Raw genomic sequence first — 22,134 nt, 5'->3', positions numbered from 1 at the left:
GGTTCAACCGGCTTCCCGCGAGGAACCTTCCAGCCTATGGGTTCCACTCTCTGGCGCGTTCCCTCGGTTTACTAGTCCCGTGCCGTTCCTGTTGTTTTCTTGTCAAGGAGTGCAATTTGTAAGAAATTATGACGCCAAATGCTCCGGTTGTCAAGAGGAAAGGCTGATTTTTCTGACTTGTTTTTTCGAAGTGGATTTTGAAATCGCATTCATAATAAAGGTAATTGTCTTTCTATTAGAAAAAGTGGTACAATACTAGCAATCAATCAAACCGCATGATGGAGGGACCGATGATGAAAAAACGGCGCAGCGACATGATCAAAAAAGGATTTGACCGTGCTCCGCACCGAAGCCTATTGCGAGCGGCGGGCGTAAAAGAAGAAGACTTTGATAAACCGTTTATTGCGGTGGTGAATTCATACATCGACATTATTCCGGGGCACGTTCACTTGCAAGAGTTTGGGAGAATCGTGAAAGAAGCGATTCGCGAAGCGGGCGGCGTGCCGTTTGAAATGAACACGATCGGCGTTGACGACGGTATTGCGATGGGCCATATCGGGATGCGCTATTCGCTGCCGAGCCGGGAAATCATCGCCGATTCGATCGAAACGGTTATCTCGGCGCATTGGTTTGACGGCATGGTGTGCATTCCGAACTGCGACAAAATTACGCCGGGAATGATGATGGCGGCGATGCGTCTTAACATTCCGACGATTTTCGTCAGCGGGGGACCGATGAAAGCCGGCGTGACGAAGGATGGGCGGAAAATTTCACTGTCATCTGTATTTGAAGGCGTCGGGGCGTATTTAGGGGGAACGCTCGATGAGAAAGGGCTTGAAGAACTCGAACGGTACGGCTGTCCGACGTGCGGATCGTGCTCGGGCATGTTTACGGCCAACTCGATGAACTGTCTCGCTGAAGCGCTCGGGCTTGCACTGCCGGGCAACGGCACGATTTTGGCGGTCGACCCAGCGCGCAAAGAACTTGTCCGCCAGTCGGCGAAACAGCTCATGTATTTGATCGAGCATGACATCAAACCGCGCGACATCGTCACCGAAAAAGCGATCGACAATGCGTTTGCCCTCGACATGGCACTTGGCGGCTCGACGAATACGGTGCTGCATACGCTGGCGATCGCCAACGAAGCCGGCATCGAGTACTCGCTTGAGCGCATCAACGAAGTGGCGGCGCGCGTGCCGCATTTGGCCAAACTCGCCCCGGCGTCGGACATCCATTACATCGAAGACTTGCATGAAGCGGGCGGCGTTTCGGCCGTGTTGAACGAGCTGGCGAAAAAAGAAGGTACGCTTCATTTAGATACGCTCACCGTCACGGGCAAAACGCTCGGGGAAAACATCGCCGGCTGCGAAGTGAAAAACTATGACGTCATCCGGCCGATTGACAACCCGTATTCGGAAACGGGAGGGCTCGCCATTTTGTTTGGCAACCTGGCGCCGGACGGCGCCGTCATTAAAACCGGGGCGGTGCAAGGCGGCATCACTCGCCATGAAGGGCCCGCGATCGTCTTCGACTCCCAAGAGGAAGCGCTCGAGGGCATTGCCAGCGGGAAAATCAAGCCGGGACATGTTGTCGTCATCCGCTACGAAGGGCCAAAAGGCGGCCCAGGGATGCCGGAAATGCTGGCGCCGACGTCGCAAATCGTCGGCATGGGGCTCGGCACCAAAGTGGCGCTTGTCACTGACGGCCGCTTCTCCGGCGCCTCGCGCGGCCTATCCGTCGGCCACGTTTCACCGGAAGCGGCCGAAGGCGGACCGATCGCGTTCATCCAAGACGGCGATATCATCGAGATCGATACGGTGAAACGAACGATCAACGTCAAGCTGTCCGATGAAGAGCTCGAACGCCGGAAAGCGAACTGGAAAGGCTTTGAACCAAAAGTGAAAACCGGCTATCTCGCCCGCTACTCGAAACACGTCACCTCGGCGAGCACGGGGGGGATTATGAGGATTTAGCGGATTTCTGTAAGAGCGTTGTCCCCTTCTAAGCGCTCGAGGGACGCCATTAGACGATCAGAATCAAAAGAGGCGGTTTTTCCGCCTCTTTCATTTATTTTGGAAAGGAGCGTCCATCGCCTCCCTCCTGTTTTCGGTTGATGTTGACAATCACCATCCTAGCAGGGAGAGAGTCCTTTTTTCACGACATTTGCTTATTCTACCGCGCTTCGCTTGGTGGCCCCGACGAGCGTCGCGAACAAAAGTTCGCAACCCTCGTCGGGGATCATTTCGGAATGTCACCCACAAATATTTTACTCACACAATGCACGATATCTTTTCCGCTGCCAAGAACCATCCATTCATGTACCAATGCCTTACGGGGCGAGCAAAAGCGGCAATGAGGCGGTCGTCATCCTTTGATGGCAAGGCGCAAATCTGCAATTGCCGCTTCGTGTTCAATCGATCGGCGGCATAACATATCGATGATCCGTTCTTGGCGCAGCCATAGCTGCATTTGTTGCTCTTGATTTTGTTCAAGCCGTTTGACGATCACATCGATTTCCTGAATGGCTTGATGAACAGCGGCAACTCCTTTTTGCCATTTCAGCTTTGACTTCATTCAGCTCTGCTTTTGTCGCCGCATTGGTTTTGATGTCCTCGAGCTCCTGCTTGGTCGCCAGATTGTTTCTCATCTCTGACATTTCTTGCTGTATGACCCAATCTTGTCCAAAACAAGACGCCACGGTTCGCTCATTGGCAACATCCGTTCTGCATTGGCAATGAAGATAAGGAATTTGCGGTGGGCGCAAAGATGCAGGTGAAATGGAAGAGAGGAAATGGTGCTGTTGCGGAAGCGACGATTCCCTGTCATTGATTATACATGAATCAACAAGACGCGGAAAAGGTTTTTTCTGTACGATGAAAAGATGTATTTTTTATTTGAATAATATTATTTTTTCTTGATGTTTCTTTATTATAATGTGAAATTATGAATCATGCAAAATTTTTTTGACAATATAAACATAATGAATTATTATATTAAAAGAATTTAAAGGAGGTAAGTAGTGGTTATGTCATCCATTGACAAGCAACAAATCGCTGCTAGCGTTCCCCAGCGCGGCTTTTTCGGCCATCCGAAAGGGTTGTTTACGCTCTTTTTCACGGAATTTTGGGAACGCTTTTCGTATTACGGCATGCGCGCCATTTTAGTGTATTACATGTATTATGAAGTATCGAAAGGCGGGCTCGGGCTTGATGAGCATCTGGCGCTCGCGATTATGTCGATTTATGGGGCGCTGGTGTACATGTCCGGAATCATTGGCGGTTGGCTTGCTGACCGGGTGTTTGGCACGTCGCGCGCGGTCTTTTACGGCGGCCTTCTCATTATGGCCGGTCATATCGCCTTGGCGATTCCAGGCGGGGTGGCGGCGCTGTTTGTGTCCATGGCGCTCATTGTCTTGGGAACTGGGTTGTTAAAACCGAACGTTTCGAGCATTGTCGGCGATATGTACAAGCCTGGCGATGACCGCCGCGACGCCGGATTCAGCATTTTTTACATGGGGATTAACCTTGGCGCCTTTTTGGCTCCGCTTGTTGTCGGTACCGCGGGGATGAAGTATAACTTCCACCTCGGCTTCGGACTTGCGGCCGTCGGGATGTTTCTCGGATTGATTGTCTTCATCGCGACAAGAAAGAAAAACCTCGGGTTGGCCGGGACGTATGTGCCGAATCCATTGACGCCAGCGGAAAAGAAAAAAGCGGCTTCCATCATGGCCGTAGGGGCGGTCGTGATTGCCGTGCTGCTAGCCATCTTGATTCCAAACGGCTGGTTCACTGTGGAAACGTTTATTTCTCTTGTCGGCATCTTAGGCATCATCATCCCGATCATCTATTTTGTCGTCATGTACCGCAGCCCGAAAACGACGGCTGAAGAGCGGTCGCGCGTGATCGCGTACATTCCGTTGTTCATCGCTTCAGCGATGTTTTGGGCCATTCAAGAACAAGGATCGACCATTTTGGCGAACTATGCGGACAAGCGGACACAGCTGGATGTCGTCGGCATTCACCTTTCACCGGCTTGGTTCCAATCGCTGAACCCGCTGTTTATCATCCTCTTAGCGCCGGTGTTCGCGTGGATGTGGGTGAAGCTTGGCAAACGGCAGCCGACGATCCCGCAAAAATTCGCGCTCGGCTTGTTGTTCGCCGGCCTGTCGTTCATCGTCATCCTCGTGCCGGGGCATTTGAGCGGCGGAGGGCTTGTCCATCCGATTTGGCTCGTGTTAAGCTACTTCATCGCCGTGCTCGGGGAGCTTTGCCTGTCGCCGGTCGGCCTGTCGGCGACGACGAAACTTGCCCCTGCCGCTTTCTCAGCGCAAACGATGAGCCTTTGGTTTTTATCGAACGCCGCCGCGCAAGCGATCAACGCCCAGCTTGTGCGCTTCTATACGCCCGAAAACGAAACGGCCTATTTCGGCACGATCGGCGGGGCGGCGGTTGTGTTAAGCGTCATCTTGTTTTTGCTCGCCCCGAGCATTCAGCGGCTCATGAAGGGTGTTCGTTAATATCACGCTGATGTTTGTATCAACAGGGAAAACAGATGATCCAAAAGATTACAAATCTGTGACAGGATGCTCTGCGTTGGCAGAGCTTCTTTTTTTATTCAAAAAAATATTTACATAAATCAAAAAATAAGTTCAGATGTTGTTTACTGTTAAAGCCGATGATAAAATCCCCAATATAGCCGGAATAAAATTCCCCACTTACAATAGAACCATAGTGTCAACGAGAGGAGCTATGGTTCATGATTACGAGAGGGGAATTTTTTATGATCAAAGAGATGTATGAAAGGGGAATGAGTATTTCCGATATTGCGAGGGAATTGGGGATCGATCGGAAAACCGTCCGAAAATATATTCACTCCCCCAATCCTCCTTCCAAATCCAAGCGAAAACAAAGAAAAAGCAAGTTAGATCCATTTAAGCCGTATCTTCAAAAACGAATGTTAGAAGATGGGGTGTTTAATAGCGAAAAGTTGTTTTTTGAAATTCGACAACAGGGCTATACGGGAGGAAAGACGATTTTAAAAGACTATATGAAACCTTTCCGAGAGACGGCGAAAAAGAAATACACCGTTCGTTATGAAACGCTTCCTGGCGAACAAATGCAAGTCGATTGGAAAGAAGTTGGGGAGGTCGTGATCGAAGGGAAAAAAGTCAAGTTATCGCTATTTGTGGCCACGTTAGGCTATTCGCGGATGAAATACGCGGTATTTACGACCAGCCAGGATCAGGAACACTTAATGGAATGCCTGATTCAGAGCTTCAAGTACTTTGGCGGGGTTCCGAAGAAGGTGTTATTTGACAATATGAAGACCGTTACAGACGGGCGAGAACAAGGAGTGGTGAAATGGAATCAACGATTTTCCGAATTTGCGAGTTACTATGGATTTATTCCAAAAGTATGCCGGCCTTACCGGGCCCAGACAAAGGGAAAAGTCGAACGAGCCATTCAGTATATCATGGATCACTTCTATGTGGGGACAGCGTTTGAAAGCATCGAGGAATTAAATTTCCTTCTCCATCGTTGGCTCGATCAAGTGGCGAATCGGAAGCCAAACGCCACTACCGGTATTTCTCCGCAAGAGCGTTGGGCCGAGGAGTCACTCAAGCCTCTTCCGTTGAAAGATTACGATACGAGCTATCTTTCCTATCGGAAGGTGCATTGGGATGGCAGTTTCTCCTACAAAGGGGAACAATGGCTCTTATCGGCGGAGTATGCGGGCAAAGAAATTCTGGTGAAGGAGCGATTAAATGGAGATATTCGATTGTACTTTCGAGGGGAGGAGATTTCTCACGTGGACCAACAGAAAAAAGTGATTTCATTCGCCGAAAAAATAAAAAAGAAACAAACGGAAATGGCCGCCACCATTTCGCCTGTTTCGGTGGAAGTGGATACTCGTCCATTGTCCGTTTATGACGCATTCCTGCGAGGGGAAAGCTCATGAAAGAACGAATACACGAGTATTGCCACCGACTCCATTTGCCTGTCATGGCGGAACGATGGTCCGCCATGGCAGAATACGCCTCTACTCATAATATATCATATTCAGAGTTTTTATTCCGCTTATTAGAGGCAGAAATCGTCGAAAAACAGGCACGATCGATCCAAACGCTCATCAAGCTGTCCAAACTGCCGTATCGCAAGACGATCGATACGTTTGATTTTACCGCGCAGCCTTCGGTGGATGAGCGCCGGATTCGAGAACTGCTTACGTTGTCCTTTATTGACCGGAAAGAAAATATCCTCTTTCTCGGTCCACCGGGTATTGGGAAGACACATCTGGCAATTTCGATTGGAATGGAGGCGATCGCAAGAGGATATAAAACGTATTTTATTACCGCTCACGATTTGGTCAATCAGTTAAGAAGAGCCGACCAGGAAGGAAAGTTGGAGAAAAAGCTTCGTGTCTTTGTGAAGCCAACCGTTCTCATTATTGATGAAATGGGGTATCTAAAACTGGACCCGAACAGCGCTCATTACTTATTTCAAGTGATCGCCCGGCGGTACGAGCATGCCCCGATTATCCTCACCTCCAACAAAAGCTTTGGGGAATGGGGAGAAATCGTGGGAGACTCGGTTTTGGCGACAGCGATGTTAGATCGATTACTGCATCATTCCATCATTTTCAACCTAAAGGGGGAAAGCTATCGATTACGGGAAAAGAGGCTCCAAGAAGAAAAACAGAAGGATCAATGAAAGGTCCTTCTGGGGAATTTTAAACCGGCGATTTTGGGGAAAAAATAATCGGCCTTGACATTTACAAAAATGGATTACGATGGAATATAAAAAGAGGAAAGGGGAGAAAAGCGGATGGCGTTTCTTGAGCTGGTCGAGGTGACGAAATCGTATGGAGGCAAAAAGAGCGCGGTCGAGAATGTGAATGTCGCGATTGAATCAGGGGAGTTTTTTGTTCTTGTTGGCCCATCGGGATGCGGCAAAAGCACGATTTTGCGGCTGATCGCTGGCCTTGAGCCGCTGACATCAGGATATGTGCTGATCGATGGGCAGGTGGCGAATGATTGGCCCCCTCACGCCCGCCGGTTATCGATGGTCTTTCAAAATTATGCGCTATATCCCCATTTGACGGTGGAGCAAAATATGCGGATTGTCTTGCAGGCGCAAAAGGTGCCGAAAGAAGAACAAGTGAAACATTGCATGGAAGCGGCGGAATTGCTTGGATTGACCGATGTGCTGCATAGGAAGCCGCGGGAATTGTCAGGGGGGCAGCGTCAACGCGTTGCCTTAGGGCGAGCGATTGTCGCGCAGACTCCGCTTTGTTTGATGGATGAACCGCTCTCCAATTTAGATGTCAAGCTGCGTGCGAAAATGAGGAGCGAGCTTCGACGTTTGCAACGTCAGCTCGGCATGACTGTGATTTATGTCACGCACGATCAGACGGAAGCGATGACCATGGCTGACCGGATGATGATTTTGCATGACGGCCGTCCGCAACAAATCGGCAGTCCGCTTGATGTATACAATAGCCCAGATAACACGTTTGTCCCTTGACCTGATACGAATAATATTCGATGTCGTAGATGTCCCTAAACTTGGGTAAGCTAATCTAAACTATATAGATGCACCTTGAAAAGTTAACTTCTGGATTACACTGCACACCCTAGGCGTTGTAGCACTTCCTTCGGGCGTTCATGGATGTAGTCCACAAACCGGGCAATGGCTTGGGCGATATCGTTTTGATCTTTGTGAAACACATTGGCAATGACAGTGTCTTTCAGCCATTTCCACAAGCGTTCGATCGGGTTCAGTTGCGGAGAATACGGAGGAAGGTAAATGAAGTGAAAACTCCGTCCTTCTTCCCGCAAAAACTCTCTCACCATTTTGGCATGATGAATTCGGGCGTTATCCAGCACCAAGACGATGAGACGATCCGGGTAACGCTCTTTGAGAATCCGCCGAAGCGATGTCCCAGCCCAGCTCCGCGGGTGTCGTGGTCAACACAAGGTGTTTGATCTCTTCCTGCTGTTCTTCGGTGAGAAACGGCTCTCGCCCAGGGGCAAAATCCCGATGAAGCAGGAGTTCCAGGCCCCCTTCGTTAAACAGCGACACATAATGGGAAACGGTTTGGCGGCACACGTTGACCATGGAGGCCACGTCTTTGCCCAAATAGCCTTCCATGACCAGGCGGACGGCCATCACACGTTGGCGGAGATGGGCGTTTTTGATCTTCCGTTCCTGCTTGCGGAGTTTCCAGGGCGTCCATCCATGGTTGTCGGTGATGTTGAGACGTTTCATGCAGAATTCCGCTCCTTTCCCATGCTTTTCCTTAGGAGCAGTATAACCGGAGTGGGCACCGCTTATGCGAAGGTTAACTTTTCAATGAGCATGTATATACTTTCTTCAGCAAATACATCTCCTCCTCCACTTTCGCGATGCGGCCAAGTTGATAATCAAGCCGCTGATGAATGAGGGAGATGTCTTCTTTTGTCGCCATTTGCTCGCGAAGGCGGGAAAGATCGTCTTTTGTTGCCATCTGCTCGCGAATGCCGGCCATTTCTCCGCGGAGGTTGGCGATTTCATGGCGCATGCCGTCTTGAATGCTGCGCTGTTCGAGTTGATTGTCGCGGATCGCTTTGATCATGTCCGTGTTTTCTTTCATCTGCTCTTTCAGCCTGCGCAACTCTTCTTCCTGCTTGTCCATCCGCTGTTCCAGTTTGTCCATTCGTTGTTCAAGTTGGCCCAATTTTTGCTTCACCGTTTGCATGTCTTGCTTCAGGACGGACATGTCATCGACAAGTCCTTGAACAAGCGTCGTTAACTGCCGCAACAGCTCTTCCATGAAGAAACCTCCTTACATTATTAAAGATGGGATTCACTTGGGGCGTTTCGACCATGAAACGTGAGGAGTCCAAGATGTGGAAATAGGAGAGGAAACGCCTACAAGCTCATTATATCATGGCTTGGCTAGGTCATCACTCCTAAATTGAGGAAAAGAAAAGGGATAAAGAGGAGGTGTGTTGAATACGTCATTAGCAGAAGTTGTGGTAGTTTGAAGAAAATAGATGGATGGGAGAGGGAGCATGAACGGATGGACGAAGGGGAAAAACGCGGCGCTTCTGTGTATGGCGTCCGTCTTTTTATTTTCCTGCAGCAATGCGGCTGATCGCGGCATCGAGGAAGTGCTGGCAGCGCCAAACGAACTGGCGGGGCAAACCATCGAGCATCCACCGCTGCCGAGTCCGATCGATAAGATGGTGATAGCGTCAGCCTCTGCCAAACAAGCGGCGCCGAACCCGAACGAAGTGCGCATCACCATCAGCGCGGCGGGCGATGTGACGCTCGGGCGCGATGAAAATTATGGCTATGCGTATTCGTTTGATGAAGAAGCGAAGAAGCACGGCTTGCGCTATTTTACGAAATACATTGAGCCGATCTTCAAAAAGGACGATTTTACGACCGTCAATTTGGAAACGACGCTGACGACCTCGACGCGCAAGGCAAGCAAGACATTTCGTTTCCGCGGCCACCCGAGTTATGCGAAAATCTTAACTTATGGCGGCATTGAGGCGGTGAATTTGGCCAATAATCATACATACGATTATTTGCAAAAAGGATATAACGATACGATCGCCAGTCTAAAAAAAGAAAAGATCGGTTATTTCGGCCGTACGCTTCGGCTCATGAAAACGGTCAAAGGCATTCAAGTCGGGGCGCTCGGCTATGAAGGTTGGAGCAATACCAGCACGTTGCGCAAGCAAATCGCCAACGATATTCGCACGCTTCGGAAACAAGGAGCCGACATCATTCTAGTCCATTTCCACTGGGGAGTGGAACGAAGCTATGTGCCAAACAGCACGCAAAAGGTGCTCGGCCGCTTTGCGATTGACAGCGGCGCCGATTTGGTCGTCGGCCATCACCCGCACGTCGTGCAAGGGATCGAGGAGTACAAAGGCAAATTTATTGTCTACAGTTTAGGGAATTTTATGTTTGGTGGAAACAAAAACCCGAGCGACAAAGATACGTTTGTTTTCCAGCAGGTGTTTTCTTTTCAAAACGGCAAGCGGACAGCCAAAAAAGAAATCCGCGTCATCCCGTTTCGCATTTCATCGGTGACGACAAGGAACAACTACCAGCCGATGCCGTTAGCGGGAGGGGAAGCAGCCCGAGTGAAACGGAAAATTGTTTCGCTGTCGGCTAAAATCAAAAAGCCGACTTGGACCGCGTACGAGGTCAAATGAAAAAGGGAGGGTGTCTCGAAAGGGCGGGACACCTTTTCTTATTGATGGAACTATGTTGTATTTGTTGAAAAAGGCTGGCGGTTTGATGAAAAAGCAACCCAAAACCAGCTTTTCTGTTGGCAAACGCCCTGTTTCAACGAAACCAATCATTTTTCGCCGCTCTTCTAAGGAAAAACACCTTTTTGGGCCATCCCTTCGTCTGTTTTAGGCTTTACGGAACGATGGATGCGCATGCTCTTCTGCTTTTATCTTTTTTTGGCAGCAAGCCTTCGTGCGTTAACGTTTTCCGTGTATGACTTCCCCTTAACAACGTATATTAACCGTTGAAACGGAAGTCGTTAGGCGAAGGAGGTGTGTGTCGAATGAATCGCCTGTTTCAATGGTTTCGCATCCGGCGCAACCACCGTTTCTGGAATTCATGGTTGGCGCTTACCGGACGGCGGAGAAACAATGGCGCCATCTGGACGCTTGTCAGCTTAGGGGTAGGTGCGGCGGCCGCCGCGATGGTTGGCGCTAGAAGGAGATCGGGCATAGGGTGGATGACGGCAGGACCGATGCAAAATATGATCCGCGGCCTAAACCGCTGGATGGGGCGGCGAATGGGCACGACGCGTGTTGCTCCGGCGGAGTTTGCCGAAGAAATGGCTCCTTGGCAGCGAGACGGCCAAGGGAATCAGTAACGGCTTTTATTCTTTTTGCGGGCTGGCAGTGCGGCGCTTAACAGCTTGTTCCTTGCCGCATGCGGCCCGCCTTGTGTTTTGATCATGCGTCATTGCTTTTGGAAAAAGCAAAGGGGTAAGCGCCAGTTTGTAAACTGCGTGGTAAAAAGAAGGGGAAAGGCGGCCGGCGCTCTGTTTTTTTGCGGCAGTCATTGGCATTTTCTCTTGAAAAACAAGGAAATTTGCACCATAATAAAAGAAAATTCGGAATATAAAGATATTGGAGTCTGTTGGCGAGCAGCTTGAACGGTAGTCGTCGATTGAGGGAAAGAATCAAGGGAGAGGGGAAAGAGATGGCGCATGTCAACATTGAAGCGGTGGGGGATGGGGTATATCGTGTTCCGATTCCTGTCCCCTTCCCAATGAAATATGTGTATTGTTATGTATGTCGTACTTTCCGCCGCCGGTGAGCGTGCCGGTCGTGCTTGGCATGCTGTTTCAGCAAGTGCTCGCGTCGATGTACCATCGCCTGCTGGACAAAACGTATCATTTGTCGTCGGGCCGTCAGGCGTCGTTTGTCGAAAGCGCCCGGTAGGCGGTCAGCGGCGTCGGGCGAGGGAGTGAAGGGCCAAAAAGATTGCTCATCCGGGATCGGACGGGCACCGGCAGCAATCCAAAAAAAGGCGTTGCCGGCGGCAGCAGTTCGCGGATGGGCGATGGATCTGCTGCGGTGGAGGGACAGGGCTGAGCCGGCCTAGCGGCTTGGCGCATGTTCCCGTTCCGGTGAACGGATGAGGTGGCGGCGGAGGGGGAGGTTGAGCTCCATAATCCCCTCGACGACTAGCCGGGCGATTTCTTTCGCTCCTCGTTTGTGAAAATGCGTGTTGTCTTCGATTCCGTGCGGATAATTTGCATGCTCGCCGGGCGCAAGCCATAGAAACAGCTGTTTCGTCTGTTCCGGGCCGAGCTGTTCAAACCGTTGTCTGCTTTTTGCCGTCAAATCGATGACGGGAACGTGCTCTCTCTCCCCAAGCGCCTTCATGGCTGCAGGATAAAGTCCATGCGAGTTGAGCGCTCGTCCGTCGGCAGAAAAGCGCCGCCGCTCGACCGGAGTGATGAGGACAGGGGTTGCTCCTTTCGTGCGGGCGCCGTCAATATACCGTTTCAAGTATGATTGGTAGGAGGTGAATGGTTCGGTGTAGCGTGCCGGATCGTTCACCTTTTCATCGTTGTGACCGAATTGGATGAACAAGTAATCCCCTTTTTTCATTTCCCGCAAAATACGGGAGAGCCGTCCTTCTTCGACAAAACTTTTCGCGCTGCGGCCGGAAGCGGCCATATTTTTCACCATGACGTTGTCATCAAACCAATCATCGAGCATTTCACCCCATCCGGCCCGAGGAGCGCGGGAGCGGGGGGCGGCGGCGACGGTCGAATCGCCTGCCAAGTAGATCGTTATGACGGCCCGTCCGCCCGTTTTGGATGCTTTTCCATCCGTGTCCGGTTGGGCGATGAGGGCAACGCTGGCGGCGATAACAGCCAAGCAAAGGAATGCGGCTTTTTTTCTTCTCAATCGGATTCCTCCTATCCGGCAGCTGCTCGTCTTTTCGGTTTGTTCCCCGTTATCGTTGCTCGCTGCCATTGTCTTTATGCGCCATTTGGGCTAGTCCACCGTTTGGAATCGGCGGTAAAATTCCCATATTATTGAAAGAAAAAGACCGTAACCGGCAACTGAATACCAATGGCTCTATTCGGCCGTGTGGGTGAACAAACCGTACGTCTCGGCTTTGGCCTCCAATGCGGCCGCCAATGCCGACAATGCAGCGATGAGCCCCATGCGCCCAAGGCGGCTAAGCCGCTCCATGAGGGCAAGAAAGAAGACGGTGCCGAGCGGAAGAACGACGGCCGTAAAGAAAATATCGATCGAAAAGACAGAAGGAAAGGGCCGTTTCGGGAACGCATACAGCCCTTTTCCCACGAAATACAAATCCAAATACGTCCCCGTCCAAGACGCAAGCAGCGCTGAAGTCACGTAGGCGCGGCGGCTAGCGCGCATGAAAGAAGAATAGCCCACCATCCGTACGAGGCCGTGATGGAACGCTGCCATGCCAGAGTGCAGTCACTCCTGGAGAACGGAAGCCAAGAAGAGCGGGAGTACGCCAAGGAGCACAACGTGTCGTTGTCGCCGTTGTTTGAAGGCGGACATCGTTTTGTGTTGAGCGTGACGACCATCGCCACCCCTCATGACGGAACGACGCTTGTCAACATGGTTGATTTCACCAATCGCTTTTTTGACTTGCAAAAAGCGGTGCTGGAAGCGGTGGCTGTCGCCAGCAACGCGCCGTACACAAGCGAAATATACGATTTTAAGCTCGACCAATGGGGACTGCGCCGCCAGCCAGGCGAATCGTTCGACCATTATTTTGAACGGCTCAAGCGCTCCCCTGTCTGGACATCGACCGATACCGCCCGCTACGATTTATCCGTTCCCGGGGCTGAGACGTTGAATCGATGGGTGAAAGCCAGCCCGAATACGTATTATTTGAGCTTTTCTACCGAACGGACGTATCGAGGAGCTCTGACAGGCAACTATTATCCCGAACTCGGAATGAACGCATTCAGCGCGATTGTCTGCGCCCCGTTTCTCGGTTCGTACCGCAATGCGGCGCTTGGCATTGACGACCGCTGGCTTGAAAACGATGGCATTGTCAATACGGTTTCCATGAACGGTCCAAAACGTGGATCAAGTGATCGGATCGTACCGTATGACGGGGCGTTGAAAAAAGGAGTTTGGAATGATATGGGGACGTACAACGTCGACCATTTGGAAATCATCGGCGTTGACCCGAATCCGTCATTTGATATCCGCGCCTTTTATTTGCGGCTTGCCGAGCAACTGGCGAGTTTGCGGCCTTAAAACGAGTATTTTGCGAAAAAGCCCTCTCGATCGGATGGCTCTTTTTTTTTTTTTGAGGAGCAAGCTCTTGAGTTGTATGACGGCTGCGGATGTCCGATGGTATAATAGGGGCAAAGCAAGCGGATGGGGGAATGGACGTGAAGCCGCCTGAGCGGCAAAAGGAACGATATACGTATCAAGATTATGTCAAGTGGGACGGACGGTGGGAGCTGATCAACGGCGTACCTTACAACATGGCACCGGCCCCTTCATTTGTCTACCAGTCGATCGTCGGTGAATGGTATGTCGCTTTGCGGGCATTTTGTCGTGAAAAAGGATGTGCGGTTGTCATGGCGCCGTTTGATGTGCGGTTCGATGAACAGGCCGACTATGAACAAACCAAGCATGTCGTGCAGCCAGACATCTCCGTCATTTGCGATCAAAGCAAAATCGGCAGCCGAGGCTGCGATGGGCCGCCTGACTTGGTGGTGGAAGTGCTTTCGCCGAGCACTGCGCTGAAAGATCGGAACGAAAAATATAAGCTGTACGAACAGTTTGGCGTCAAGGAATATTGGATCGTCGACCCGCTGCATCGGACGGTGGAAGTGTACGGCCGCGGTGAGAAAGGGTATGAGAAGCGGAGCGTCTTTGGCGAAGGCGATGTGCTCGTCTCGTTTTTGTTCGCTGATTTGACGGTTTCGCTGGCTGGCATATTTCAAAATATAGAGGGTGAGGGATAACGATGCGGCTAGCGGAAGAGGAAGTGCAAGCGCTGCTTGAAAAAGCGGACGGCTGGAAGTTGACGGATGAACGATGGATTGTGAAAAAATACCGTTTCCAAGACTACTTGCAAGGCATTGAATTCGTCCGGCGCATCGCCGCGATTTCGGAAAACGCCAACCACCACCCGTTCATTTCGATCGACTACAAGCTCATTACCGTGAAACTGTCTTCATGGCGGGCGAAAGGGCTGACGAAGCTCGATTTTGACTTGACGAAGCAGTATGATGAGGTGTACGAACAGATGAAGCAGGGGGGAGGGGAATGATGGAACATCGCACAGCACTCATCACCGGCGCAGCACGGGGAATCGGGTATGAAGTGGCGAAAACGCTGGCGGAACATGGTGCAAACGTGGTGCTCGTTGATTTGCGTCAGGAAGAAGTCGAGCAAGCTGCTCGTTCGCTTCGGGAGTTGGGCTATGAAGCGGTCGGCGTGAAATGTGATGTGACGGTTGAACAAGAGGTAAGCAAGCGATCAACAAGGCCGTCAACCGGGGCGCCTTGATGTTGTCGTGAACAACGCCGGATTGCAACATGTGGCGAACATCGAGGATTTCCCGACGGAAAAATTTGAACAGCTCATCCGCGTCATGCTTGTCGGCCCATTTTTGGCCATCAAGCATGCGTTTCCCGTTATGAAACAGCAGCGATATGGCCGCATCATCAACATGGCATCGATCAACGGACTCGTCGGGTTTGCCGGTAAAGCGGCGTACAACAGCGCGAAGCACGGGGTGATCGGCTTAACGAAAGTGGCAGCGTTAGAAGGGGCGCCATACGGCATTACGGTGAACGCCCTTTGCCCGGGCTATGTGGACACCGAGCTCGTCCGCGGCCAGCTCGCGGACTTGGCGGCAACCCGCAACGTGCCGCTTGAGAAGGTGCTTGAGGAAGTGATTTACCCGCTTGTGCCGCAGCGGCGGCTGCTGTCAGTGGAAGAAGTCGCCCATTATGTCCTCTTTTTGGCGGGCGAACAAGCAAAAGGCATCACTGGCCAGGCGGTGGTGATCGATGGCGGGTATACGGCGCAGTAAACTCCCTCTCTTCGCCTTGCTTGAAGCGAGAGCCTTCCTTTCGGGATGATGATCAAACGCCCCCGGCACATGCCACGGGCGTTTCGATTCGAGTCGCTCAGCTCAAGGCAAATTCGAAGCTGGCTAGGATTTTGACTTCTTTCCCGACAAGGAATCCGCCGGTTTCGAGTGCGACGTTCCATACCAATCCGTAGTCTTCGCGGTTGATCGTTCCTTCGACATCAAAACCGACCGAGATGCCGCCGGTGAGCGGGTTTTTCACTTGGCCGTTGTATTCGACTTTGAACGTTTCCGTTCTCGTCACGCCGCGGATCGTCAGCTTCCCGGTCACTTCATATTCCGTGTCGGACAGCTTGCGCACGGATTCACTGACAAACGTAATGGTTGGATAGTTCTCGACATCGAAAAAGTCGGCCGAGCGGAGATGGTTGTCACGGTCGGCGTTTTTCGTGTCGATCGAGGCGGCATCGATCGTCGCTTTGATTTTCAGCGACTCGAGTTCGTTGATGTCGCCTTCGACCTCAACGTCAAAGTTGGTGAATTCCCCTTTTGCTTTGGAGATCATCATATGTCTTACTTGGAAGGCGACAGAGCTGTGCGCTTTGTCGAGTTGGAATGTTGTCATCGCTTTTCCTCCTCTTTATGATTCATATTCGCATCACTATCATAACAAATGTATATCTCGAAATCAAATATTTTTTATTAAAGATTATTAGTATGGAGCACAGGGGGCTTTCCATGATAAGATGAAAGAAAAATGATGTGCGGAAAGGGAGAATAAGATGAATGAATCGGCCTTTTAGCGAAAATCAAACAGCAAATGGAACGGTTTTCACCGGCGGAAGACACAGCGAACGTCTACGCGCGCGGGGAAGCGGAAAAAATCGTCGGCGAGGCGCTGCGCAAATATCCGCGCGAATCGTATGTCATCGCGACGAAAGTGTTTTGGCCGATGGGCGACGGCCCGAACGACCGCGGCCTGTCGCGCAAGCATGTGTTTGAGCAGCTCCATGCGAGCTTAAAGCGGCTGCAACTGGATTATGTCGATATCTACTACTGCCACCGCTATGACAAAGAAACGCCGGTCGATGAGACGTTGCGTACGATCGATGATCTCGTCCGCCAAGGAAAAGTGCTGTATGTCGGCGTGAGCGAATGGACGGCCCAGCAAATTCAAGAGGCGCTCGGCGTGGCCGACCGCTACTTGCTCGATCGGATCGTCGTCAATCAGCCGCAATACAACATGTTTCACCGTTATATTGAAAAGGAAGTCATCCCGGTGTGCGAACAAAACGGCATCAGTCAAATCGTCTTTTCGCCGCTCGCCCAAGGGGTGCTGACCGGCAAATACAAACGAGGTCAAGCGTTGCCGGCTGACAGCCGCGCCGCTGATCCAAGAGCGAATACGTTTATCCAAGGATTGCTCAATGACGAAGTGTTAACGAAAGTGGAACAACTCGAAAAAATCGCGGCTGAGCTTGGCATTACGTTGTCCCAGCTTGCCCTCGCTTGGGTGCTGCGCCAGCCGCCCGGAACAAGTCGAAGAGAACGTCAAAGCGGTCGATGTCGTGCTCAGCGAAGATGTGCTCGAGAAAATTGAGGGGATTTTGGCGTAAAAGAGGTGAGGGTGTCCCAAAAGGATCGGGACACCCTTTCTTATTACCGTATATAGACAATATGTTGTGTTTTGTTAAGGAAAATTACCCTTTTGGGTCAGTCCCCTTTTTATCACCTCGAACCGAGAAGGCCTTAACTTCCAAGCATGAGTGTAAGTGGGGGATGAACCGGCGTCTTCCACCAACGATCTTCCCCTTGCACCAAAAGAACAAAGGAAGGGCTTCGATTGCGATCTTTTTGAGGAAGCTTAACGGTAGGATGCACAGGGATGGCTTAGCTGACCGCTTACCGTATGTTAGGGTGTTCCCGAGAATCCCCTACTTCTCTACGTGAGCGCGGGTGAGGAGTGTTCAATTGAGTCGGTTTCATTTCCGGCGTATTGAGTATGTAGTAAAAATTTAGGGAATGTTATTCGTTCCGTGACTGCATCCAAAAGGAGCAGAGTGTGATAGAATAAAATAAAAAAGGGTGTGAGTTCGATGGCCATGGACTATTTTCAGGTGAACTTGCCGAAAGAGTTTTTGTCCGCCATTAATGAATTGGAAGGCAACACAGTTGAGGCAAAAATAAAGCTTTCATTGGCGATTGGTTTGTTTGTTGGAAAACAGGTGACGTTGGCGAAAGCGGCTGAATTGGCAGGAAAACCCTTAGGGGAATTTATCGATGTATTGCGTTCGAAGGCGATTCCTTGGATGGAATATACGGAGGAACACATCAAAGATGATTGGGACACGGTGCAAAAATTGAGCAAAGAAAATAGGGATCACAATGAGTAGGGTTACGGTTAATTCTACACCGATTATAGGTCTGTCGATCGTTGGTCAATTGACTCTTTTGTCTGAACTATTTGATGAAGTATATGTTCCGGAAGCTGTCTATCAAGAAATTGTTCATAACCATGCCCCACGCCATTATGGAAAAGAGGAGCTCAAACGATTGGTCAGCGAGGGGGTGTTTCGACTATACCATGTAAAAAATCGCAGCCTTGTTGAAAGTTTATATGGAAAATTCCATGCCGGGGAGTTAGAAGTTATTATTGGAGCGAAAGAACTTGGTGCTCAAGTCGTTGTGATGGATGAGCATGCTGCCAGATCATTGTCGAAACAATTCCTTTTACGGCCTATCGGTACAATCGGAGTTTTGATTCTGGGAAAGAAAAACAGGAAAATAGCGGAAGTCAAGCCGCTGTTAGACACTTTGCTTGAAAATGGATTTTATCTCTCCCAACGTCTCTATCGAGAGGCGTTGTCGTTGGCAGAAGAAACGCCGTAACCCCGCCCGCCGCGCTCGGCTTTTCCTTTTTAACCCCTGTCAACAACCCCATACCCGTCAAGTTTAGCGGTATAAAATTTTTAAGACGATACTCGTGTTCATCCCCGCAGTGAATGATGGGGATCACATCCATTATTGGGCATACCAAATCCCCCTCCAGAAGAGGGGTGTTTGGTATTTATATCCATATCTAATTCTACCATATCTCTAATTTCGTTACGATATCTGATGCCGTTTCTTCCCCTTTCCTTCGACCTTTCTTGGCATGTTTTCGTAACAGGGAAAGGAGAGAGAAAAGGTTGATTTCCGCCATATGCGAACGCAAAAGCAACTGGTGCCAATACGATTGGAGAAGATCGAGCGCTTTCCGTTCACTGATTTCAATGTCTTCCTTTTGATGCCAATACATCCGAGCTTGAAACATCCCCATGCACAGAGAGTCAGAAAGGCTTCCGCCGTTAACGAACGCTGCCGCCGGATAAAGCCTGTTTTCTGTGCGAGACGGGTTCATTCTTCGGGAGAAAAGAGTTGACGAATGGTTTGAATCCATGCTTTCATTTGTTTTTCCATGAAAAAAATCCTTTCTAACGTGGAGTGTTCGTTAGAAAGGATACCGTGTTTTTGACGATGCACAAAGACCAAAATTCTTAACTTGATGGGTATGGATTTTCACCCCCTGTTTGCGAATGGATAGAATCGAACACGTTCAAAGAGGGGTGATCGAATGGCCATTGACCATGACCGATTGTTCAAAGAGCTGATTCAAACGTTCTTCGAAGAGTTTCTCCTTCTCTTTTTCCCCGACATCCACGAGCATATCGATTTCCGCCATTTGTCCTTTTTGTCCGAAGAACTGTTTACCGATGTCACGGCAGGTGAAAAATACCGCGTCGATCTATTGGTCGAGACGAAGCTGAAAGGGGAAGACGGGCTGATCATCGTTCATGTGGAGAATCAAAGCTACGTGCAGCCATCGTTTCCAGAGCGCATGTTTATCTATTTCAGCCGTTTGTTTGAAAAATACCGCACCCGCATCGTTCCGATCGCTGTCTTCAGCTATGAGGCCCTTCGCGAGGAACCGTCCGTGTTCTCAATCGAGTTTCCCTTTGGCGACGTGCTGCAGTTTCGCTTTTTCCCCGTGGAGCTGCGCAAGAAACATTGGAGAGACTATATCCGGCATGACAATCCGATCGCGGCTGCCCTCCTTGGCAAAATGGGGTATACTGAAAGTGAGAAAATCGAGTTAAAAAAAGAGTTTTTGCGCATGTTGGTGCGATTGGAGCTGGATGAGGCGAGGCAGCGGCTCTTGTTGGGCTTTTTTGAAACATATGTGAAGCTGTCGGAGGAGGAAGAGCAACAACTGCAAAGAGAGGTGAAGGCGATGGAAACGAAAGAAAGAGAAAAAGTGTTGGAGCTGATCATTTCCTATGAGCAAAAGGGAAGGAAACAGGGGTTGGAAGAAGGGATCAAACAAGGTATGAAACAGGGAATGGAACAAGGAATGAAACAAGGAATGAAACAAGGAATGAAACAGCTGATCCGCAACATGGCGCGCAAAGGAATGAAGGCGGAAGACATTGCTAGGTTGGTGGATCTTCCAGAGGAAGATGTTTGGGAATTGCTTGAAGAGTAGGGGAATCCAATACAAAAGGCGGCCATCTAACGAGGACAGTTGGCGGTGGCAAAAGAGGTAGAGGAAATCACTGATTCGTAAGTGATCGATTGTAGAAAACGGATGATCGTCCGGTCACATGAAAGAGGAGGAACAAAAATCAGAAAGTATGTACCGTGCCAACGTTTTATGCACCGTCGGCCTTGAAGGCTGGCGGTCTTTTTTTGTTATGGGGCTCCGGCGTTCCGCTAGGCGTCTTGGCCATATGAGATCATGTCGGCTATATGTCCATGAACAAAATGCACAAAATTCATTTTATTTTCAAAAACTTCACACTCATCCCACGGCATGGTAAGGTTGTGATTGAAAACGTTATCAAAAACAAGGGGGCAAGGGAGAAATGAAGAAAACGAAATGGTGGGGATTGCTCGCTGCAGGGATGATGACACTGGCTTTGGCGGCCTGTGGGGGCAATGAATCGGCGGGGGCGAAATCATCCGGTTCGAACTCTGGCTCATCGGCCTCAAACTATCCGACGAAGCCGATTACGATTGTTGCTCCGTCTGGGGCGGGCGGCGGTTGGGATTTAACGGCCCGCGCCATTACGAAAGTGCTCGATGAGACGGGGCTCGTCAAACAAACAATGACGGTCGAAAACAAACCGGGCGGCGGCGGGGCGGTCTGTTGTTTGAGACAAGAAGTTATTCAGATGCGGCAGATGAGAAGCCGCCGCGGCAATATAAAAAGTCAGGCGTGTTGATTATCCAATAAAATCCAAAGGGTATAGAAAAAAGAGCACCTTTCCTGTAGAATGTGAGCAGCGACACAAACAAACCCAGGAGGTGCTCTCTATGAACAAGCATACCACACTCCCGAATTTGATGCAAAAACTTGTTTCGGATGAAGAGATTCAACTGATTGCCGAAGCGGTTGGGTATCGTGATTCGTCTCGAACCTTTACGTTGCGCGAGTTGATTCACTTCTTCCTGCTGGCCGCCATGCATCAATGGAAAAGCTTTCGCCACGGAGCCGATGTGGGGCCTCTGTATGGATTGCCGCGATTCCATTATTCAACTGTATACAAGAAAGCGAAAGAAGTTCCCTATGACATCATGAAACGCTTGTTGGCGTTGATCATTTCCAAGTGCAACCGCCAAACCCGCCGTTCGCTTCGGTTTCCCAAACCGCTTCGGGTGGTGGATTCGACGACCGTCACGGTCGGGAAAAACCGCCTGCCATGGGCGCCGTATCACGGCGAACGCGCCGGAGTGAAGCTGCACGTCGCGTATTCGCCGGAATTCTCGTTGCCGGCAGACGTGGTGGAAACGACCGGGCTGCGTCACGATGGCCCGGTGGGAGAACAGTTGACGAACGCTCAACAAGTGCTGGTGGAAGACCGGGCGTATTTCAAAATCGAACGCCTCGATCGATTTGTAGAGCAGCATCAGCTGTTTGTCATTCGGATGAAGGACAACATCGAACTTCATCAGAAAAAAAGCTTGAACCGCCTTCCGAGCGCATCCTCATCGGTTCAAGCCGACTTCACGTGCCAGTTGGGAACGAAACAATACCGCTCCACCAAGCGTCACCGGGTGGTGATCTTTCGAGATGCGAATGGCCGCGACATTCGGGTCGTGACGAACCTCTTCCATGCATCTGCGGAAACCATTGCCGACATGTACCAACAACGTTGGACTGTTGAGATCTTTTTCCGTTGGGTGAAGCAATATCTGAATGTCCCGACCTTGTTTGGCACGACGGAAAATGCGGTATACAACCAACTGTTTGCGGCGTTCATCGCGTATGTGTTGCTGCGATGGCTGTATGATCAAACCAAAAAACAGACGAACGTCTCTCTTTCCTTCATTTCGTTCGTTCGCCGTTTTTTCTCTGGGCAGCTTCCTCTCGATTGGAAATCCGGGAGGGCCGCTGCTTTGTTTGAGTATGCCCAAATTTATGGAAGGCGTATGTATAATTTTGGATAATCAACACTCGTGGATCAAGATATTCCTTCTTATATATGGACGGCTAACTACGTCGTGATCGTTAAGC

The 22,134-nt window shown here is 50.4% G+C and carries 20 protein-coding genes and 6 pseudogenes; 19 read left to right on the top strand and 7 right to left on the bottom strand.

The features are described from left to right. Window positions 1-293 precede the first annotated feature (293 nt). Window positions 294-1,973 carry a dihydroxy-acid dehydratase gene (gene ilvD / locus QSJ10_RS08400; RefSeq protein ID WP_049624951.1) on the top strand — a complete coding sequence of 560 codons (1,680 nt, stop codon included), beginning with the start codon at window positions 294-296 and terminating at the stop codon, window positions 1,971-1,973. 391 nt (window positions 1,974-2,364) lie between these two features. Here the strand turns inward: ilvD and QSJ10_RS08395 are convergent, their stop codons facing one another. Continuing rightward, window positions 2,365-2,574: a hypothetical protein gene (locus QSJ10_RS08395; protein ID WP_047818497.1), complete on the bottom strand. Its 210-nt coding sequence runs from the start codon at window positions 2,572-2,574 to the stop codon at window positions 2,365-2,367. A gap of 451 nt (window positions 2,575-3,025) precedes the next feature. Here QSJ10_RS08395 and QSJ10_RS08390 point away from each other — a divergent pair, with 451 nt between their 5' ends. The 4 genes and pseudogenes from QSJ10_RS08390 to QSJ10_RS08375 all read left to right on the top strand — a co-directional run. After that, window positions 3,026-4,516, top strand: coding sequence for a peptide MFS transporter (locus QSJ10_RS08390; RefSeq protein WP_053532254.1), 1,491 nt, complete (start codon window positions 3,026-3,028; stop codon window positions 4,514-4,516). Window positions 4,517-4,755: 239 nt separating this feature from the next. Beyond that, window positions 4,756-5,958: an IS21-like element IS5376 family transposase gene (istA, locus tag QSJ10_RS08385; RefSeq protein WP_053532453.1), complete on the top strand. Its 1,203-nt coding sequence runs from the start codon at window positions 4,756-4,758 to the stop codon at window positions 5,956-5,958. After that, entirely contained in the window at window positions 5,955-6,710 is a 756-nt protein-coding gene (gene istB / locus QSJ10_RS08380; protein ID WP_047817696.1) for an IS21-like element IS5376 family helper ATPase IstB, read from the top strand. The genes istA and istB overlap by 4 nt, the downstream gene beginning before the upstream one ends. A gap of 114 nt (window positions 6,711-6,824) precedes the next feature. After that, a pseudogene (locus QSJ10_RS08375) lies at window positions 6,825-7,517 on the top strand (ABC transporter ATP-binding protein); the annotation flags it as partial. Between the two features lie 101 nt (window positions 7,518-7,618). On the opposite strand, the gene QSJ10_RS08370 reads toward QSJ10_RS08375, so the two are convergent. From QSJ10_RS08370 to QSJ10_RS08360, 3 genes are all read right to left on the bottom strand, one after another. Next, on the bottom strand, window positions 7,619-7,885 hold the full coding sequence (locus tag QSJ10_RS08370; RefSeq protein WP_230581423.1) for a transposase: 267 nt from the start codon (window positions 7,883-7,885) through the stop codon (window positions 7,619-7,621). Beyond that, window positions 7,875-8,267 (bottom strand): helix-turn-helix domain-containing protein, encoded by a 393-nt coding sequence (locus QSJ10_RS08365; RefSeq protein ID WP_049625765.1) that lies wholly within the window; start codon window positions 8,265-8,267, stop codon window positions 7,875-7,877. Before QSJ10_RS08365 ends, QSJ10_RS08370 begins: the two co-directional genes overlap by 11 nt. A gap of 73 nt (window positions 8,268-8,340) precedes the next feature. Beyond that, complete coding sequence (locus QSJ10_RS08360; protein WP_049625766.1) at window positions 8,341-8,811, bottom strand: hypothetical protein; 471 nt, start codon at window positions 8,809-8,811, stop codon at window positions 8,341-8,343. A gap of 241 nt (window positions 8,812-9,052) precedes the next feature. Between QSJ10_RS08360 and QSJ10_RS08355 the strand changes: the two genes are divergently transcribed. The 4 genes and pseudogenes from QSJ10_RS08355 to QSJ10_RS08345 all read left to right on the top strand — a co-directional run. Continuing rightward, window positions 9,053-10,210 (top strand): CapA family protein, encoded by a 1,158-nt coding sequence (locus QSJ10_RS08355; protein WP_033017108.1) that lies wholly within the window; start codon window positions 9,053-9,055, stop codon window positions 10,208-10,210. 362 nt (window positions 10,211-10,572) lie between these two features. Beyond that, window positions 10,573-10,890, top strand: coding sequence for a hypothetical protein (locus QSJ10_RS08350; protein ID WP_033017107.1), 318 nt, complete (start codon window positions 10,573-10,575; stop codon window positions 10,888-10,890). Window positions 10,891-11,222: 332 nt separating this feature from the next. Then, a pseudogene (locus QSJ10_RS15640) lies at window positions 11,223-11,321 on the top strand (MBL fold metallo-hydrolase); the annotation flags it as partial. Continuing rightward, window positions 11,306-11,464: pseudogene (locus QSJ10_RS08345) on the top strand (bile acid:sodium symporter family protein); the annotation flags it as partial. The pseudogenes QSJ10_RS15640 and QSJ10_RS08345, both read left to right, overlap by 16 nt. Before the next feature lie 159 nt (window positions 11,465-11,623). Here QSJ10_RS08345 and QSJ10_RS08340 read toward each other — a convergent pair. Together QSJ10_RS08340 and QSJ10_RS08335 are read right to left on the bottom strand one after the other, a co-directional pair. Next, the gene (locus QSJ10_RS08340) at window positions 11,624-12,442 is read right to left on the bottom strand and encodes a rhamnogalacturonan acetylesterase (protein ID WP_033017104.1); all 819 of its coding nucleotides are present in this window, start codon (window positions 12,440-12,442) and stop codon (window positions 11,624-11,626) included. A gap of 174 nt (window positions 12,443-12,616) precedes the next feature. Further along, complete coding sequence (locus QSJ10_RS08335) at window positions 12,617-12,976, bottom strand: CBO0543 family protein (RefSeq protein WP_230581412.1); 360 nt, start codon at window positions 12,974-12,976, stop codon at window positions 12,617-12,619. On the opposite strand from QSJ10_RS08335, the gene QSJ10_RS08330 reads away from it, so the two are divergent. From QSJ10_RS08330 to QSJ10_RS08315, 4 genes and pseudogenes are all read left to right on the top strand, one after another. Further along, window positions 12,962-13,786 carry a lipase-like domain-containing protein gene (locus tag QSJ10_RS08330; RefSeq protein ID WP_230581411.1) on the top strand — a complete coding sequence of 275 codons (825 nt, stop codon included), beginning with the start codon at window positions 12,962-12,964 and terminating at the stop codon, window positions 13,784-13,786. The genes QSJ10_RS08335 and QSJ10_RS08330 overlap by 15 nt on opposite strands. 131 nt (window positions 13,787-13,917) lie before the next feature. Then, window positions 13,918-14,505 carry a Uma2 family endonuclease gene (locus QSJ10_RS08325; protein WP_033017103.1) on the top strand — a complete coding sequence of 196 codons (588 nt, stop codon included), beginning with the start codon at window positions 13,918-13,920 and terminating at the stop codon, window positions 14,503-14,505. Window positions 14,506-14,507: 2 nt separating this feature from the next. Next, entirely contained in the window at window positions 14,508-14,813 is a 306-nt protein-coding gene (locus QSJ10_RS08320) for a 4a-hydroxytetrahydrobiopterin dehydratase (protein ID WP_033017101.1), read from the top strand. Next, window positions 14,810-15,581 (top strand): annotated as a pseudogene (locus QSJ10_RS08315) (3-hydroxybutyrate dehydrogenase). Before QSJ10_RS08320 ends, QSJ10_RS08315 begins: the two are co-directional and overlap by 4 nt. Window positions 15,582-15,678: 97 nt before the next feature. On the opposite strand, the gene QSJ10_RS08310 reads toward QSJ10_RS08315, so the two are convergent. Continuing rightward, complete coding sequence (locus QSJ10_RS08310) at window positions 15,679-16,206, bottom strand: YceI family protein (RefSeq protein ID WP_033017100.1); 528 nt, start codon at window positions 16,204-16,206, stop codon at window positions 15,679-15,681. Window positions 16,207-16,425: 219 nt separating this feature from the next. Here QSJ10_RS08310 and QSJ10_RS08305 point away from each other — a divergent pair. The 6 genes and pseudogenes from QSJ10_RS08305 to QSJ10_RS08280 form a co-directional block, all read left to right on the top strand. After that, window positions 16,426-17,197 (top strand): annotated as a pseudogene (locus QSJ10_RS08305) (aldo/keto reductase family protein); the annotation flags it as partial. Window positions 17,198-17,677: 480 nt separating this feature from the next. Continuing rightward, window positions 17,678-17,974, top strand: coding sequence for a UPF0175 family protein (locus tag QSJ10_RS08300; protein ID WP_230847164.1), 297 nt, complete (start codon window positions 17,678-17,680; stop codon window positions 17,972-17,974). Beyond that, a complete protein-coding gene (locus QSJ10_RS08295; RefSeq protein ID WP_049625855.1) occupies window positions 17,967-18,470 on the top strand; it encodes a PIN domain-containing protein in 504 nt (167 codons plus the stop codon). Before QSJ10_RS08300 ends, QSJ10_RS08295 begins: the two co-directional genes overlap by 8 nt. Window positions 18,471-19,194: 724 nt before the next feature. Then, complete coding sequence (locus tag QSJ10_RS08290) at window positions 19,195-20,103, top strand: Rpn family recombination-promoting nuclease/putative transposase (protein ID WP_053532862.1); 909 nt, start codon at window positions 19,195-19,197, stop codon at window positions 20,101-20,103. A 379-nt stretch (window positions 20,104-20,482) separates the two neighbouring features. After that, window positions 20,483-20,764: pseudogene (locus QSJ10_RS08285) on the top strand (tripartite tricarboxylate transporter substrate binding protein); the annotation flags it as partial. A 169-nt stretch (window positions 20,765-20,933) separates the two neighbouring features. Continuing rightward, window positions 20,934-22,067: an IS4 family transposase gene (locus QSJ10_RS08280; RefSeq protein WP_287136219.1), complete on the top strand. Its 1,134-nt coding sequence runs from the start codon at window positions 20,934-20,936 to the stop codon at window positions 22,065-22,067. Window positions 22,068-22,134: the final 67 nt, after the last annotated feature.

The sequence above is a fragment of the Geobacillus stearothermophilus ATCC 12980 genome, assembly GCF_030369615.1.
GTDB lineage: Bacteria > Bacillota > Bacilli > Bacillales > Anoxybacillaceae > Geobacillus > Geobacillus stearothermophilus.
This window is presented reverse-complemented; position numbering and strand designations above follow the sequence as displayed.

Coding starts and splice junctions, on each gene's coding strand:
- QSJ10_RS08335 (WP_230581412.1), bottom strand. CDS start 12,976: ATGGCAGCGTTCCATCACGGCCTCGTACGGATGGTGGGCTATTCTTCT.
- QSJ10_RS08280 (WP_287136219.1), top strand. CDS start 20,934: ATGAACAAGCATACCACACTCCCGAATTTGATGCAAAAACTTGTTTCG.
- QSJ10_RS08360 (WP_049625766.1), bottom strand. CDS start 8,811: ATGGAAGAGCTGTTGCGGCAGTTAACGACGCTTGTTCAAGGACTTGTC.
- istA (WP_053532453.1), top strand. CDS start 4,756: ATGATTACGAGAGGGGAATTTTTTATGATCAAAGAGATGTATGAAAGG.
- QSJ10_RS08365 (WP_049625765.1), bottom strand. CDS start 8,267: ATGAAACGTCTCAACATCACCGACAACCATGGATGGACGCCCTGGAAA.
- QSJ10_RS08355 (WP_033017108.1), top strand. CDS start 9,053: ATGAACGGATGGACGAAGGGGAAAAACGCGGCGCTTCTGTGTATGGCG.
- QSJ10_RS08300 (WP_230847164.1), top strand. CDS start 17,678: ATGGCCATGGACTATTTTCAGGTGAACTTGCCGAAAGAGTTTTTGTCC.
- istB (WP_047817696.1), top strand. CDS start 5,955: ATGAAAGAACGAATACACGAGTATTGCCACCGACTCCATTTGCCTGTC.
- QSJ10_RS08350 (WP_033017107.1), top strand. CDS start 10,573: ATGAATCGCCTGTTTCAATGGTTTCGCATCCGGCGCAACCACCGTTTC.
- QSJ10_RS08310 (WP_033017100.1), bottom strand. CDS start 16,206: ATGACAACATTCCAACTCGACAAAGCGCACAGCTCTGTCGCCTTCCAA.
- QSJ10_RS08325 (WP_033017103.1), top strand. CDS start 13,918: ATGGACGTGAAGCCGCCTGAGCGGCAAAAGGAACGATATACGTATCAA.
- QSJ10_RS08330 (WP_230581411.1), top strand. CDS start 12,962: ATGGAACGCTGCCATGCCAGAGTGCAGTCACTCCTGGAGAACGGAAGC.
- QSJ10_RS08395 (WP_047818497.1), bottom strand. CDS start 2,574: ATGAAGTCAAAGCTGAAATGGCAAAAAGGAGTTGCCGCTGTTCATCAA.
- QSJ10_RS08390 (WP_053532254.1), top strand. CDS start 3,026: ATGTCATCCATTGACAAGCAACAAATCGCTGCTAGCGTTCCCCAGCGC.
- ilvD (WP_049624951.1), top strand. CDS start 294: ATGAAAAAACGGCGCAGCGACATGATCAAAAAAGGATTTGACCGTGCT.
- QSJ10_RS08290 (WP_053532862.1), top strand. CDS start 19,195: ATGGCCATTGACCATGACCGATTGTTCAAAGAGCTGATTCAAACGTTC.
- QSJ10_RS08320 (WP_033017101.1), top strand. CDS start 14,508: ATGCGGCTAGCGGAAGAGGAAGTGCAAGCGCTGCTTGAAAAAGCGGAC.
- QSJ10_RS08295 (WP_049625855.1), top strand. CDS start 17,967: ATGAGTAGGGTTACGGTTAATTCTACACCGATTATAGGTCTGTCGATC.